The sequence below is a fragment of the Streptomyces sp. NPDC054757 genome (assembly GCF_053612185.1).
Genome location: NZ_JBSHBW010000013.1, coordinates 143503 through 158341 on the forward strand (window position 1 = coordinate 143503; position 14839 = coordinate 158341).

The window sequence follows — 14839 nt, forward strand, 5'->3', positions numbered from 1 at the left end:
TCGTGTGTTCAACACCAGGGGTCAAGGCCCCCCATCCACGGCATGGGTGGACTTGCCCGCGGTGATGAAGTGGTCAGGGCAGCGTCCGATGCCGGACCCGGTCCTTGGCGTCGGTTGTCATGCCAATGCGCCGCCTATCTGGCTGAGGCAAAGGCAGTGAAGTGCGCCGGCGGGTGATCGATGGCCAGGCCGGGCCGCCAGGCAGTGAGGATCTGGGCGCTGCAGACGAACAGTCCGTCGGGGAGCTGATCGAGCGGGTGCCAGGCCCAGTCGCCAACGCTCTCGTCGGCTTGTGTAGCGGGCTGCCCTTGCCAGGCGTGGACGAGCGCGCCGACGGTGACCCGCAGGACACCTTCGACGTGGTCGACAAGCGTGCCCAGGAGCCTGACGTCGCCGGGCCGAGCGACCAGGCCGGTTTCCTCGTCGAGTTCTCGGATCACCGCGTCCTTGAAGGATTCGCCTGCCTCTACGCTGCCGCCAGGGAGTTCGATGGTGCCGCGGTGGTGCCGGCCCAGCAGAATGCCCTGTTCGCTCAGCAGGATTGCGCCGACGCCGACGGCTGCGTGTGCTGCCGGGGCTCTGGTGCTGCGGGGGCGGCTGGAGACTCGCGCCGACCGGTCGGGCAGGCGCCGGGCGCGGATGAGCTGCTGGATGACTGTGATGCTCTCGTCGGGGTGCGGCAGCAGGTCGATTGCCTCGACGCGGAAGCCGTGCCCGGTGAGCAGGTCTTCCCACAGCTGCGGTGCCAGGATCCACATCTGCGTGGGCAGAGGCGGATCGTCGCGCAGCAGGATCTCCTGCTCGCGCGGCGCCACCTCCGTGGACGGGCCGCGGCCATGAAGGTCGGTGTGGAGGAGCGAGAGGATCAGAGGGGCGCCAGGACGTAGTCCGCCACGCAGTGCGGGCAGTGAGCGTTGAGGGTCTACGAACCCGAGCGTCCCGATTGCGTACGCGGCGTCGAACGGGTCGGCTACAGCCAGGTAGTCGCTCACGTCTCCCAGGACGAACTCCACGCCCTCCACGTCCGTGTGGGCCGAGACGGCGCGTTCATGCTGGGTCGGGGACAGCTCGATGCCGGTGACGTGGGCTCCGTGAGTCTGGGCGAGATGGACAGCGTGGTGGCCGGCTCCGGATCCGATGTCCAGTACGCGTCTGCTGGTGACGTCCCCGAGGACTTCTGCTCCCGGTCCGACTCCTTCCCAGGGCGTCCATGCGATGCCCTTGGGGACGGGCGGGCTGTAGGCGCGGGCCAGTTGTCTCTGGCCGTAGATCTGCCAGGCACGGGTGTTGGTGTCCTCGGCGGGCACGGTTGCCTCCTGGGTAGGGGGTGGGGTCAGATGTGCGTGAGTTCGATCGGCCCGTACCGCGCGTGCGGCTCCTGCCGCATCAGCGCGTCGTACCGGTCCGCTGCCGAGAAGTGCCAGAACTCGGTTCCATAGTTGGTAAAACCTGCGCTCTCCATGGCGTGGAGCAGCAGCGTGCGGTAGTGGCGCGCGCGATCGCTGAGATTCGGGGCGTGAGTGAAGCAGGCGCCGTCGCTGTCCTCGGGGGAGGCATTGACACGGGTGCCGAGGTCGAGTTCGTGGCCGTCCTGGTCGACGAGGGTTACGTCCACGGCCGCGCCCGCGGAGTGGGGCGCGATCGCCGGCGGCGACACGTACTGGCTGGCGGCCCGGTACAGCTGCTCAGCTGTCCAGCCGGAGTGAGCGGCGGTCAGCTCGTCCCGGTATTCGGTGAAGTAGCGCCGCTGGAGGGCCAGCGGCCGGTAGCCCTCGATGAACAGCAGGTCGGTGCCGGCGGGCAGGAGCGAGCGGGCGTGGGCGAACGCGCCCAGCGGATCTTGCTTGCGGGGATCGACGCGGAAGCTGCGGTCACGCACGTCGACGAGCGGCTCCCCGCACTCGCGTACCGGGATCGCGGCGACCCGCGGATCGGACATCAGCACCAGGCTGTTCATCGGCTCTCCCTGTGTCGGTTTGCACTGCGGCGGAGGGACGGGCGAGGCGGAGGCCAGGTCGGTTTCGCGCACGATTCGCGCGATGGTGTCCTGCAGCGTGCTGTCGGCCGGGAGCACGGTCTCCAGACCGTCCGGCAGCAGATCCAGCTCTCGGTACCAGGAGGCGAGGTGGCTGTCGGTGACTTGCTCCAGGTACGCGGCATCCGCCTTCGACGCGTGCCGGGCTAACGTCGTTTCCAGCGGCACGTCCAGGTAGTAGCAGCTGGAGACCCCGCGGTGGTCCCGTACCAGAGACGTGATCATGTGGCTGTAGCGGTCGGCGTACAGGATCCCTTCGAGCACCACATGGAAGCCGGCGTTCAGTGCTTCGCGTGCGATCCTGCCCAGCAGAGCGATGTTGGCGCCGCGCGCGGTGTCGTGTTCGCGCAGCACGTTTCGCCGGATCACGTCCTGGCCCACGATCGCGACACCGCGGCCGTAGTGGTCGCGTAGGCCCTGGGCCACGCTCGACGTGCCGGACGCCGAGTTGCCGCGGATCACTACGAGGCGGGTGTCCGGCCGGCCGCCGTCGCGGCGGATGCGCGACAGGGTGCTTCGGTCGGTGTGGGGGTCATGCGGGCCAGCCCGTCTCGCTGTACAGCTCGCCGTTCTGGATCTTCGTGATAGCCAGTCGGGTATAGGGGACGAGTTCGTCTGGAAGGGCGGCGGGGTCCCAGAATCGCCACTCGGTGCACTTGTCCGGCTCGCGCAGTTCCGGCTCGCCGCTCCAGATGCGGGCGCGGAAGAATAGACCCATGCGGGGTGGGTTCTTGGGCTTGCCGATGTGGTGGACGACGTGGACGAGTTCGACGTCATGGCGCTCGATGTGCAGGCCGGCCTCCTCCTGGGCCTCCCTGATCAGGCAGGCGATGGCGTTCTCCTGCTCGCAGTGGCCGGCCAGGACGTGCCAGGTGGAGGGCGCGAACGCGGAGTTGGGGTGGCGCAGTCCGAGCAGCACCGTTCCGTCGGGCCGTTGCAGGTAGAGGTGGACGCCGATGATGTTGGGGACCGTGCCGCGCGGCGAAGCCAGACGTTCCTCCTCGGGCTCGGGTCCGCTCTGCGTCGTCGGGAGGCCGGCGGCATGGCGCCGTACGAGGTCGCTGGTGGTGTCCGCGATACGGAGTCGGTGGAGGTCGCCGGGGGCGAAACAGGCGAGCATGACCCCTTCGGTCAGACGGAGTTCGCGGGGGTCACCGTTCCAGCGGCCGACGTAGATCGCGATGGGCACGGTCGTGCCGGCGTCGTCGGTGGCGTATTCGGTGCCGAACGGGGTCAGGTCGGCGATGTCGAGGCCGGCTTCCTCGGTCAGTTCGCGCCGCGCGGTGTGTTCCAGTGTGGCGTCCTGGGGTTCTCGGCCGCCACCCAGGAGGGACCACATGCCCGGTTCCCAGATCCGGCCGGGGAAGTAGTCGCGCAGGTGGAGCAGGTACTCGCCGCGGTCGTTGTAGACCAGGGCGGAGGCATTGGCCTTCTCCGGTTCGGCCTGGAGCGGGAGCTTGAGCAGCTTCTCGCGCAGGGACGGAGAGGCCACCTCGTCCATGGGCCGCCACTCGATGCTGCCGACCACTTCTTCCTGCAGCACCGGCGGTTCGCCCGCGGTGCGCAGACGGAAGAGGAACCGGAGGTCGAAGTGCTGGTGGCCGGGTCCGCCTTTGCCTTGCTGGGCGTCGACGTGGTGGATGCCGATGTCGAACGGAACCGCCTCGTAACCGGGCCACGGCGTGAGGGCCTGGGGCGGGATCCCGGTCTCCTCGTGCAGCTCCCGCAGCGCCGCTGCTGCCAGGGACTCGTCAGAGGGCCCGATGTGCCCTCCGGGGGCGAGGACCTTCCCGCTCGCCACGTGCAGCACGTGCAGGACGCGGCCGAGCGGATCGACGACGATCGCGCCGCAGGTGACGTGTCCGGTGAAGGCGGCGCGGCTGGCGATGTCGTCGCCGGTCCGGTCCAGGGCGTCCAGGAGGCCGGCGAGCTGCTCGCGCTCATGAGGCTTGCGGGCGAGATAGGTGTCGACGGCGGTGCGAATGTGGTCGTGCGACAGCGGCATGGGCTACCTCAGAGGGGCGTGGAGTGGAACGAGTTGAGGCGGGGTGAGCGTCCGGGTCAGCTCATCCGCATCCCCTCCGCGGGGATCTCCTCGATGGCGGCGGCATGAGCGGCGGGCAGGCCCCACCGGTTGCGTGCCGTCTCTGTGGCCAGCAGTGCTTGCCGTGCTCCGGGCGGGCCCCAGCCCAGCAGGGCGGCTGCCTGGGCGGGGGTGGCGAGCAGGCGGGCGAAGGTGCGGCCGGTGGCGGGGTCGACGGCCGCCGGTCCGATGGTGGTGACCCGGGCGGCCAGTCGGAGCCGGGCGTTGGGCCCCACGCCGCCGTAGACCTCACCGGTTTCGTCCAGAATCCAGCCCAGTCGCACTGGTTCGGTCAGGGTCAGTTGGGCTTCCTCGGCGGCTTCCCGGCGGAGGGTGTCCTCGGGAGTGGCGTCGGCCTTCTCGACGGTGCCGCCGGGCAGCATGGGCAGCGCACCCCGGGGCTCGGGGTCGGCGACGAGGACGACCCTGCCGTCCGGGACGAAGCACCACGCCCAGGCTTGTTGCACAGGGAGTTGGTCGGGCACGGGGGTCCGGTTCAGAGGGCTGTCCCACATGGGGCGGTAGCGGACGTGGACGTTATGACGGTCCAGTGCCGGAACGTCGAGGACGTGCCGGCCGTCGGCGAGGTGTGCGGTGTCGGTGCCGCCGAGGCGAGCGCGGTAGGCGGCGAGCATGATCTGTCCGTCCACGGTGAGCATGCGGTGCGCCGCCTCCCGGGTCTCAAGGAAGGCGTACTCGGACAGTTCGTCGCTGGGCAGACGTAGCTCCCGGATTTGATCGGGGGTGAGGGTGCCGCCGTCGAAGATGTAGCGGATCTCTCCGGGGCAGGGCATGCCTGGTTTGATGTCGGGGTGGTGCGGCGAGAGGGAGTGGACGGCGAGCACACGCGGGAAGTCCATTTCCCGTAGGCCCAGTTCTTCGTCGATCTCGCGTCGGCAGGCGTCCACCGGGTGCTCTCCCGGTTCGGCGGCGCCGCCGGGCAGCAGCCACCGGTCGTCCTCGCGGTAGGTCGGGTGCACCAGCAGGACACGGCCGATCTGGTCAGTGATGATCGCTGCGGCACTGAGCCATACGGCGTGGCGGGAGGCGGCGTACTGCTCGTCCGTTGTGGCAGCTTGCGGCGGAATGTGATTCGAGCGGGAGACGGGAGAGGTCACGGGCTCTGCCTTTCGGTGGGGCGCGTCCACGCAGTGAGGGTGAGAGGGAGCAGTTCAGCTGCACTGCCCCTCATTACGGGCACGTTGGCGCGGCCGAGGCGGGGGATGGCCTCACGGGAGGCCCGGTCTCGCGGGTGTAAGAGGACTGGCTTGGCCGCCACCTTCACGAAGTGGCGGCCGTCCGGCTGGTTGCCTCACACACATGTGAGTTGGTCCGCCCGTGGGAGGCGTCGCCTACGACCTGGGTCGGCCCCAGAACGGATTGCACCCACTGGGCCAGTGGCGCGGGGGTGCTGGCGGGTTCGGTCATGCCAGGTACCTCGTATCCGGTCGTGCCCCGGACCTGAGGAAGCCGTTGTGGCCGCCGGCGGGGCGAGCGGAGGTGTCCGGAGGGAAGGCGGTGTTTTCGAACGCAGGGTGAACGGGCACAGGGGCCGTACAAGCGATGCATGGGTGCTCCCCGGGACGCGATGCGGACAGGTGATCGGGTAACTGGGCCTTTCCCTTCGCCGTCACGGGTACACGGGGGCGAAATCTAGAACCTTATTTCGAATGGTCGAGGGGTCCCTGGTATGGCCGAGGAAGCCGTGCGGTGATGCTGCGTTCGATCACTCATGTGGGTCTGGGTATTTCATACGGAGGGTTTGCGGAGGGTTCAGGGTGGCGGTGCTGTCTGTGCGGTGCGATCAGCTGCGGGTGATTCGGGTCCGGTGCTGTCACCGGGTGACAGGAGGCACCCGAGTGTGACTTCGGCGTGCCACAGTCATGATCCGCGAGGCGAAGGGCAACACCGCGGTGCGCGACGTCAGGCCGGCCACCGTGACAAGTCCCTCTTCCCCAAGTCGGCGTGCGATGTTGTCCGACGCGTCGGGGGACGTGATGTCAACAAGGTGACGAGCGAATGCCTGCTGGACCGAGGTTCGGAGCATCGCGCAACTCCTTCGGGGCGGGGTGGTGCGTCCACTCTTGGTAGCCAGGACATTCGGGTAAAGCGACGGATTGTCGACTGCGCCAATACGCCTGACCGGCAACCCTGTTGGCAGGCACCTGCTACGTTCCGGATGCCTGAGCCCCTGCACTTCGAGGAGCGGGATGTCGTACTCTCCGCCGCTCTGGCCGGTTTCGGTCAAGGGCGTCGTCATCGACGGATACGGGCGTGTGCTGCTGCTGAAGAATGAACGGCAGGAATGGGAGTTGCCCGGCGGGCGCCTGGAGATCGCAAACGCCCCAACGGGGCAGGAGCCCGACCTGGGCTGCGAGGAAGCCCTGGCCCGAGAAGTTCGGGAAGAGACCGGCTGGACGGTGAAGGCCGATCGGCTGCTGGACACCTGGGTGTACGAACCCATCCCGGGCCGGCGTGTACTGATCGTGACGTACGCATGCACGGTGCTGACGCCGGAACGGGAACCGCTCGTGAGTCACGAGCACAAACAGGTCGGCCTCTTCACCGAGGCCGAGGTACCGGGGCTCACGATGCCGGATGGATACAAGCAGTCCATCGCGACTTGGTACGCGCAGCTCGCCCCCACTGTGGACGATCACCGGGAGGCGAAGGTGTCCGTAGCCAGTGAGGGCGGGCAGCTGGACAGCACGCTGCGACCCGCCCCTCAGCATGCTCTCCCGGGCTGTAGTGCCGACAGAGATATCTCCGGGCAGGAAGTCGGTATCGAACAGCGTGTTCCGCGCGGTTGCGCATATGGATTTCGCACGGGAGGAGGTCCTCCCGTGCGAAATCCATGACGTGTGCTCATTGCCCTGGAAATCCGTCGGCCCGAGCAATGGAATCCGCTTGGGCCGACGGGTGTGCTTTCTCTTGGTCTGTGCCGCCGGGCTCCCTATTCGGCCCCGCGCAGCGCGGTGGTGGGGCGCTGGCGGAGGGCGATCCGGGTGGTGGAGACACCGGTAGCCAGCGCGAGGACGCCGGCGCCGCCCAGGATGAGCGCGAGCGTGAAGCCTGTGACCTGCGGTCGGGCCGATCCGGTCAGCGCGTGGCTGAACACGGAGAGAACAGCTCCCGCGACCAGCGCTCCGACCAGAAGCGCGGCCAGGACGACCACTGCGTTCTCGAGACGCATCATGCGGGCGACCTGTTTGCGGGTGGCACCGACGAGGCGGAGGAGGGCGAACTCGCCCGAGCGTTCCATCGTCGTCATCACCAGGGTGTTCACGACCGAGATCGAAGTGAAGACGGTCACCACCACCAGGAGCAGATAGGTGGCGGTCATGGAGGCATCCTGTTGGCGTAGCGCCTCGGCCCGGTAGGCGGCGCGGTCGAGTACGTGCCAGGACGGCTTGTCGTGGTGCAACTCTGCCAGACTTTGGGCGAGTTGCCGCACCTGGCCGGGCTTGGCACGTAAGTACACCGCATCCTGGACCAGCTGACCGCCGCCCAGATGTCCCGCGGTCAGTCGCTGGGGGATCACGGCTTCGCCGAAGCCACGGGAGCGGCTGTAGACGGCCACGACCCTGACCTTCTCCATCTGGTCGTCCTCCATGGCGAGCCGTACTTCGTCACCGGCCCGCACGTGGGCCCGCTGTGCCAGGTCCTTGCTCAGCGCGACATCTCGCGGGCCCAGTTGGTTGATGGTGCCCTGTACGACACCCAAATCGAGGACGTCGTTCAGCGGGCCTCCGGTGACGGCCTGTGCGATGCCGCCGGGGCCCGGATGCGACGCGTCGTCGTCGGCGACTGTCACATAGGTGCCCATGGTGCCGAGCGCAACGCCAACCCCCTTACTCCTGAGTAGAGTTTCCGTGGCGCTGGGCGGCAGCCCGTTGCCGGTGCTCTGGACGATCTGCTCGGCCATCATGCGCTGTCCGTCCTGTTGCTGCTGCTCGTGCCACTTCATCTGCGGTACGAGCAGAGCTACGGCGGCGAAGGCGACGGTCAGGGCGAGCGGAGTGGCCGCGGCGCCCAGCCGACGGTAGCCCGTGGTGAGGTTGGTCTTCACCAGCAGGCCGACGACCGGGAACAGGGCCTGGCACAGGAGGCCGAGTCCGGCGCCCGCCAGCTTCCCGGTCCAGGGGGCTAGCAGCCCCACGGCAACCATCAGCACCATGACCATCGCCACCGCACTGTTCGCCGCATCGGAACCCCCGGAACTCCCGATCACCGCGAGTCCCCAGACACCTCCGGCCAGGACCGCGAGACCACAGCCGGTACGCACCACACCCGCCCGGCGGCGCGGCAGGGAAGCCTCCCCCAGCGCCTGTACGGCGCGCACCCGGGAGGCCCTTCTGCCACTGCTCCACACTGCGGCTTCAGCGGTTGCCCAGCAGATCAGCACGGCGGTGAGGATGCTCAGTGGGCCGAAGTCGAGTGGGAAGGATGCCGGGATCATGTTCTGGGCCACCAGCCAGGCGCGCAGGCCACCGGCGAGCAGCACACCGAGCCCGCAGCCGGGGACGGCGGCGGCGAGGGTGACGACCAGCGCCTCGTACGCGATGAGTCTGCGGACCTGGCCGGGTGTGGCGGCGACTGCTCGCAGCAGGGCTACCTCCCGTATCCGCTGCTGGACGGAGAGGGAGAACGCGCCCCCCACCGCGAAGGCCATGACGAACAAACAGATAAAGCCGAAGGGCACGACGAAGGACACCACATCCGCCCCGCCCTGAGCGGGAGTTGCCCTGCCCCCGGCGTCCAGCAGTACTCCGCAGGCCGTGATCAGCACCTGGGCGCAGAGCATGGCCATGAAGGAACCGGCGAAGGAGACCTTCCGGGTGCGGATGGTCCACCATGCCAAGAGAAGGAGCATTCCCTCATGCCCCCAGTCGCGTCATGCGCTCGGCGATGGCGCCGGCCGAAGCGCCCTGCAGCACCTCGGTGATGCGTCCGTCGGCCAGGACCAGGACGGCGTCCGCGTATGACGCTGCCACCGGGTCGTGAGTGACCATCAGGACCGTCTGTCCGATGTCGTCCACGAGACTTCGCAGCAGTTCGAGGACCTTGCGGGCCGATGTGGTGTCCAGGGCTCCGGTGGGCTCGTCGGCGAAGACCACCTCAGGGCGGGTGATGAGTGCTCGGGCAATCGCCACCCGCTGCTGTTGACCGCCGGAGAGTTCTCCCGGCCGGTGCCCGCGGCGATCGGTGAGCCCGGTGTATTCGAGCAGTCGCTCCAACCAGGGGCGGTCGAGCTGAGTGCGGCGGCCCGCCAACCGCACGGGAAGGGTGATGTTCTGCTCGGCCGTCAGCGCGGGGAGAAGGTTGAATCCTTGGAATACGAAGCCGACCCGCTCCCGCCTCAGCACCGTCAGCTGGCGCTCGCCCAAGGGGCCCAGCTCACGGCCGCCGATTTCGACGGTGCCCTGGTCCGGGCGCTCCAGACCGGACGCGCAGTGCAGGAATGTGCTCTTGCCCGAACCGGAGGGGCCCATCACAGCGGTGAACGTTCCGTACGGCAACTCCGTGGTGATCCCGTCGAGCGCCATCACGGCGGAACGCCCACTGCCGTGCACCTTGCGCACCGCGCTGAGGCGTACGGCCCAGGGACGCCCTACAGGGGGCGCCTCGCCACCGCCCCATGGCCGGTTGTGCGCGGATTTATCTAAATGAGGACCGGCTCCAGCTCCCGCGTGCTCGTTCACGTGCTCTCTCTTTCGATGCAGCTTTCGGTCCAGCGTTTGCTGTCCGGAGGCCGGTGGCCACCGGGTACGCGACACCGCTCGTCCTAACACAGCCGCGTCCGCCCGGTCATGCCGAGAGGATGAGAGATGCCGTCCGGCGGCTGGTTCACGTCATGTCACGGCGAGGGTCAGGGTGCGGACGAACCGGGGAACACGTCCGCACCCCAGCCGCTTGATGTGTCGAAACCGTATTTCGCGTTGAACCCCGGTACTCCGGCATAGGAGTTGGAGCCCTGAGTGACCTCGACGATCCCGGCGGCAGGCCCCGCGGCGCCCAGTTGGTCAGGATGATGTCCAGTTGCCGGCCCGCAGACCGTGACGCAGGTCCCGCTGTTCGCCTCGCGCAGTACCGGACCCAGAGGCGCGGGCAACTCGCTCACCGGGCGCGGGCCGATGAGCGGCGAGACACCCGAGCGGATCTTCTGGCCGCACGGCTTGGTGCGCCGTCTCGCCTCTGCGGCGGTGGCGTCGAGTACGGCCATGGCTCGACCGATGAGGGGCGGTGACCTCCTCATCGGGGACGCTCTGACCTCTGTCGGCAAGTGGTTCTTCAGGCCGTTCCGGCCGTTCTTTCGGGTATCGGCACTCTGACCGTAGCACCGCACCTTTACTTGTGCTTCACATTTTTCAGCCGAGGGGTTGTGGGGCTGTCGGCCCGCGTCAAAAGACCTCTCGCGTGGCAAGTTCGTGACGCGCAGGGTGGTTTGCGTGGCAGTTTCTGTGGTCTTGCTCACGTTGACGAACCGTTGAACCGGCGGTAGCTTCCTGATTGATCTTCACGTGTTCATTACATGTGTGGAGACATGTGGGTGCCCGCAGGCGCCATTTCTGAAAGGGTTGCGTTCGTGTTTTCTCGCGCGCACAAGTTCTTCGGTTTCGGGGCCTCCTCCTCTTTGGCTGCGACTGCTGGAGCGCCGCCGGTATCCTGCTCCCCTGCGACGTCGCGAGGCGCTTCCCATGCCAGGTGAGCGGTCTTGGCGATAGCTGGAAGCAGTAGGTACCTCCCTCGGTCCGAGGGTCCGTCTGCGGTTGGGGCTGCGACTGCGACCGCCGTGGCGGTGATCTGATGCGCTGTCCGGTCGCACCCGGAGAAGGATGCGGCGGCCCTCACCCTTCTTCAGCTCGGTGCCTCTGATGGCCTCGCTTTGGCCGTCGCTCTGACATCCGCGCTGCGCGCATCCCGTTCGTCACTCAGCTCCTCTTGCGCAGGTCGCGGTCGGCGACCGCGAGGGAGCCCGCGCCCCGGCGCCCTGGACACAAGAGTCAACAAAAGCGGGGCACACCCCGCGTTTTGGAGAGCATGAAGATGGCAATTCCTACCGTTTCGGTGATCGTCGCCGCATACAACGCGATGCCTTATGTGACGCGCGCGATCACATCCGTGGCCGAACAGAGCATTGGTCAGGACGAGTTAGAGCTCATCGTCGTCAACGACGGATCGACCGACGGCACGGGTGAGGAGCTGGAACGCCTCGCCGGTGTGTATCCGGGGCTCCTGAAGGTCTTCCACCAGGAGAACTCGGGCGGGCCGTCGGCGCCGCGCAACGTCGGGCTCGATCAGGCCCGGGGGAAGTTCGTGTTCTTCCTCGACGCCGACGACTACCTGGGGACGGAAGCGCTGGAGCGTATGTCGGCCATGGCCGACGAGAACGGCACCGATGTCGTACTGGGCAAGCTGGTGGCCGTCGGTGGGCGGCAGTTGCCGAAGTCGATGTTCAAGACCACCCAGCCGAAGACCGATGTCTTCAACTCTCGCGTGTACTGGACTCTCAACCCGCTGAAGCTGTTCCGCCGCGAGCTGGTGGAACGGCACCATTTGCGGTTCCCGACCGGTCTGACCATCGGTGAGGACCAGCCGTTCACGGCCCTGGCCTACATCTACGCGTCGGGGGTCTCCGTCCTCACCGACTACGACTGCCTCTACTACACCCTGCGCGACGACGGCGGCAACATCACGGTGCGCACCAGGGGTTCGGAGCCCCGGCTGCGGTTCTTCCCGCACATGACGCAGCTGCTGCACGAACATGTGCCCGCCGGCCCCGGCCGGGACCACCTGGCGCACCGGCATCTGACCATCGAGGTGCAGAACCTCCTCAGCCACCTGATGCGCGAACCGCGCGACGAGCAGGAGAAGACTCTCGCCCAACTCGCGGATGTCATCGAGCCGTTGTGGCACGAGGGGATGAACGACCAGCTCTCCGCGATGGCACGACTGCGGCTGTACCTCATCCGGCACCGGATGCTCGACGAGGTGATCGAGCTGTTCCGGTTCGAAAAGGAACTGGCCGGCAAGCAGGTGTCCACGCCGCTCCACCTTGAGGACGGCCACGCCTACGCCCTCTACCCCTTCTTCCGCACCCCCGCCTCTCCCGTCCCCGACTCCTGCTACGACGTCACGGACCGGCTGGCCGTGCGCCACCTTGTCACCCGGGCCGAAATCCGCGGTACCACGCTGCATTTGGCCGGGCACGGCTACCTGCACCGCGTCGAGACGCCGAACGTCACCACCGAGCTGCTGCTGCGCGAGCGGGACAGCGGGACGGAGTACCGGCTCCCCGTCGGGCGCACCGCGACGCCGGAACTCGGCGCCGACGAGGACAAGGGCTGGTACACGTACGAGAAGGCCGGGTTCGAGGCGCGGATCGACCTCGCCGACGCCGCTGACGGCCTGCCGCTCGCCGACGGGCTGTGGGACATCTCCCTCACGCTCGGCGTCCAGGGCATCACGCGCTCGGTCCGCATCGGCAGCAAGCGCACCGACGACGTCTCGGGCCGGCCCGCCACGCACCTCGTGCACGGCGCGGGTGACGGTCCGCGTGCCGTCACGCTCTACACCACCCATCCGTACGGCAACTTCACCGTCGACCTCGGCGAGCGGAAGCACCGCATCGCCACGCGCCTGGGCATCGCCACGACGGGCTGGTCGGCGGACGACCCGACGGAGCTGGTCCTCAGCGGGACCAGCACACTCGCGGAGTACCCGGCAGTGCCGTTGACCGTGGCCCTCACCAGTGACAACGGCGCGACGGCCGTCTTCCCCGCCGTGCGCACCCCGGACACCAACGGCTTCACCGCTCGTGTGAATGTACGAGAGCTGGCTGCCGGGGTGTGGAGAGGCGAACTCCGCCTCGGGGACCGGGGCGAGTGGACAGCCCCGCTGCGGGTGCCCCCGAAGAACCTCGCCCCGGCCAAGTGGCGCCACCGCGGGCTGCCCTGGTACGCCAAACCGGAATCGGGCAGCGAAGAACAGTTCGCCCTGCGCGTCGCGAAAACCGACCTTGTCAAGGCAGTCGGGCGCCGCATCAAGCCCTGAAGAGGCCGGGCGTGATGTCACTGGCGGCTGAGGGCCCTGGACACTCCGGCGGTCACGGTGGTGGCCAGGATCCACCCGGCGGTGGTCAGGGCGTAGGCGAGCCACTGCCCGCCACCGTGGGGTGCGAAAGCGGCCTTCTGCCCGAAGCCGATGATGGGGAGCAGGAGGTCGAGCGCGTAGAACACCGGGCTGAACGGCGGAGCTTTGGCCGCTTCGAGTGGGACGGGCCGATGTGCCGCGAAGAAGCACGCGCCCACGGCGAGGAGAGTGATGATCCACAGGGCGGCACGAGCGGGCCGGTATCCGTAGCCGACAGTGGCGTCCTGGACGTATCCCCACGCGCGTGCGTGCCGGGGGAGGACGGAGCGGCGGTGGCGCTGTTTGGCGAGCAGGACGGTACGGGCTTCGTCTTCGTGTCCCAGGCTCCGGTAGGCGGCTGCGAGCTGCTCGTAGGGCTGCGGGAGGTAGCCCCCGGCGTCGCGCTGGATCCAGGCGAGACGTTCGGTCGCGGCGAGGGGAGCGGCGAGAGCGTCGTATGCCGTGTCCGTCAGCCGCAGCCGGGCGGGCCAGGTGGTGGGCGCGTCGTACAGAACACCGAGCCGGGCGTTGCCCGCGTCGACCAGGCCGTCGACCGGTGTCCGGGTGCGAAGATCGGTCTCGCGTGCCTGTACCAGGCGCAGCGACACAGCGGTGCCGCGGGGATGGGTCACGGCGGCGTCGTGGAAGCTGAGGAGGGAGCCGACCTGACTGCCGTCGAGCTTGATGCCGCCGTTCACTCGGAGGCCCGCACCGAGGTCGAAGTTACGGTGGACGGTGACGTCGACGGCTTCGAGGGCGATGTCACCGGGGTTGTGCAGGCGGGCTCCGCAGAATCCGATGGCCGCGGCCACGTTGGCGCCCGAGATGATGATGCGCCCCTCTGCGCTGAAGCCGGGGTGGAAGGTGAAGTCCTCGGAGATCCGGACGTGGTAGGCGTCGAGGGCGGTGTGGCCGGGATTGCTCAACTGCGCGCCCTGTAGGTCGAACTCACCGGATATGGAGGCACCTGACAGCCGTACGGCTCCGTGCACGGTCAGGTGAGTGCCCAGCAGATCCCCACCCGTGGTCAGACGTACGGCGGATACCGCCTCGCTGCCCGGAGCGGTGATCACCGTATGCGTCAGGTCGAGGTCGCTGTGGATCTCGGCCCGGGTGAGAACGAGAGGGCCGGACAGCCGGCAGCGGGACAGCACGAGCCGGCCGTGGACCCGGGCTGTGTCGGCGATCATTCCGGGCAACGCACAGCCTGTGAGGGTGAGTTCCCGGAACTCGGCTCCCTGTATGAGGGGAGCTTCGGCGAAGTGGCAGTCCGCAAAAACGACTGGTGCGGGGACATCCGCGAAGCGGAGGTCCAGTGTGCCGGTGACGGATGCGCCGCTCAGCCGCAGCGCCGGGCGCTCGCCCGGTCCGGACTCGGGGCCGGCCCCGAGGAGCAAAGCTGTCAGGAACGCGGCACGGATGGAGGGCCGGGGGGACTGAGGGGAGTCGGGACGGAGATCTGCAGGGTGGCCCTGAGCGTAGGAGTGCCACAACTGGCGTTCGATCGTGTCCAGTTCTTCCAGTCGCATGATCGGTGATCATCGCAGTGCCGGTGCTCCCGTACAAGCTCGGCAACGTTGGCTCAAGGC

At 68.2% G+C, this 14839-nt stretch carries 10 protein-coding genes; 2 read left to right on the top strand and 8 right to left on the bottom strand.

What is annotated here, in order from left to right:
- Window positions 1–134: 134 nt before the first annotated feature.
- From ACWGKJ_RS17905 to ACWGKJ_RS17920, 4 genes are all read right to left on the bottom strand, one after another.
- Window positions 135–1307 (bottom strand): bifunctional class I SAM-dependent methyltransferase/NUDIX hydrolase, encoded by a 1173-nt coding sequence (locus ACWGKJ_RS17905; protein ID WP_385020041.1) that lies wholly within the window; start codon window positions 1305–1307, stop codon window positions 135–137.
- A 26-nt stretch (window positions 1308–1333) separates the two neighbouring features.
- Window positions 1334–2497: a M15 family metallopeptidase gene (locus tag ACWGKJ_RS17910; RefSeq protein WP_385020044.1), complete on the bottom strand. Its 1164-nt coding sequence runs from the start codon at window positions 2495–2497 to the stop codon at window positions 1334–1336.
- A 70-nt stretch (window positions 2498–2567) separates the two neighbouring features.
- A complete protein-coding gene (locus ACWGKJ_RS17915; protein WP_385020047.1) occupies window positions 2568–4040 on the bottom strand; it encodes an NUDIX domain-containing protein in 1473 nt (490 codons plus the stop codon).
- Between the two features lie 56 nt (window positions 4041–4096).
- The gene (locus ACWGKJ_RS17920) at window positions 4097–5236 is read right to left on the bottom strand and encodes an NUDIX hydrolase (RefSeq protein ID WP_385020050.1); all 1140 of its coding nucleotides are present in this window, start codon (window positions 5234–5236) and stop codon (window positions 4097–4099) included.
- Window positions 5237–6328: 1092 nt separating this feature from the next.
- Here ACWGKJ_RS17920 and ACWGKJ_RS17925 point away from each other — a divergent pair.
- A complete protein-coding gene (locus tag ACWGKJ_RS17925) occupies window positions 6329–6976 on the top strand; it encodes an NUDIX hydrolase (protein WP_453315762.1) in 648 nt (215 codons plus the stop codon).
- A gap of 95 nt (window positions 6977–7071) precedes the next feature.
- Here ACWGKJ_RS17925 and ACWGKJ_RS17930 read toward each other — a convergent pair whose 3' ends face one another.
- The 3 genes from ACWGKJ_RS17930 to ACWGKJ_RS17940 form a co-directional block, all read right to left on the bottom strand.
- Window positions 7072–8979 carry an FtsX-like permease family protein gene (locus ACWGKJ_RS17930; protein WP_385020056.1) on the bottom strand — a complete coding sequence of 636 codons (1908 nt, stop codon included), beginning with the start codon at window positions 8977–8979 and terminating at the stop codon, window positions 7072–7074.
- A gap of 16 nt (window positions 8980–8995) precedes the next feature.
- On the bottom strand, window positions 8996–9700 hold the full coding sequence (locus tag ACWGKJ_RS17935; protein WP_385020059.1) for an ABC transporter ATP-binding protein: 705 nt from the start codon (window positions 9698–9700) through the stop codon (window positions 8996–8998).
- 287 nt (window positions 9701–9987) lie between these two features.
- Entirely contained in the window at window positions 9988–10341 is a 354-nt protein-coding gene (locus tag ACWGKJ_RS17940) for a hypothetical protein (RefSeq protein ID WP_385020062.1), read from the bottom strand.
- An 824-nt stretch (window positions 10342–11165) separates the two neighbouring features.
- Between ACWGKJ_RS17940 and ACWGKJ_RS17945 the strand changes: the two genes are divergently transcribed.
- Window positions 11166–13172 (top strand): glycosyltransferase family 2 protein, encoded by a 2007-nt coding sequence (locus ACWGKJ_RS17945; protein ID WP_385020065.1) that lies wholly within the window; start codon window positions 11166–11168, stop codon window positions 13170–13172.
- Between the two features lie 17 nt (window positions 13173–13189).
- Here the strand turns inward: ACWGKJ_RS17945 and ACWGKJ_RS17950 are convergent, their stop codons facing one another.
- On the bottom strand, window positions 13190–14440 hold the full coding sequence (locus ACWGKJ_RS17950) for an oxidoreductase (RefSeq protein WP_385020068.1): 1251 nt from the start codon (window positions 14438–14440) through the stop codon (window positions 13190–13192).
- Window positions 14441–14839 lie beyond the last annotated feature (399 nt).

Coding starts and splice junctions, on each gene's coding strand:
- ACWGKJ_RS17915 (WP_385020047.1), bottom strand. CDS start 4,040: ATGCCGCTGTCGCACGACCACATTCGCACCGCCGTCGACACCTATCTC.
- ACWGKJ_RS17925 (WP_453315762.1), top strand. CDS start 6,329: ATGTCGTACTCTCCGCCGCTCTGGCCGGTTTCGGTCAAGGGCGTCGTC.
- ACWGKJ_RS17940 (WP_385020062.1), bottom strand. CDS start 10,341: ATGGCCGTACTCGACGCCACCGCCGCAGAGGCGAGACGGCGCACCAAG.
- ACWGKJ_RS17945 (WP_385020065.1), top strand. CDS start 11,166: ATGGCAATTCCTACCGTTTCGGTGATCGTCGCCGCATACAACGCGATG.
- ACWGKJ_RS17950 (WP_385020068.1), bottom strand. CDS start 14,440: ATGATCGCCGACACAGCCCGGGTCCACGGCCGGCTCGTGCTGTCCCGC.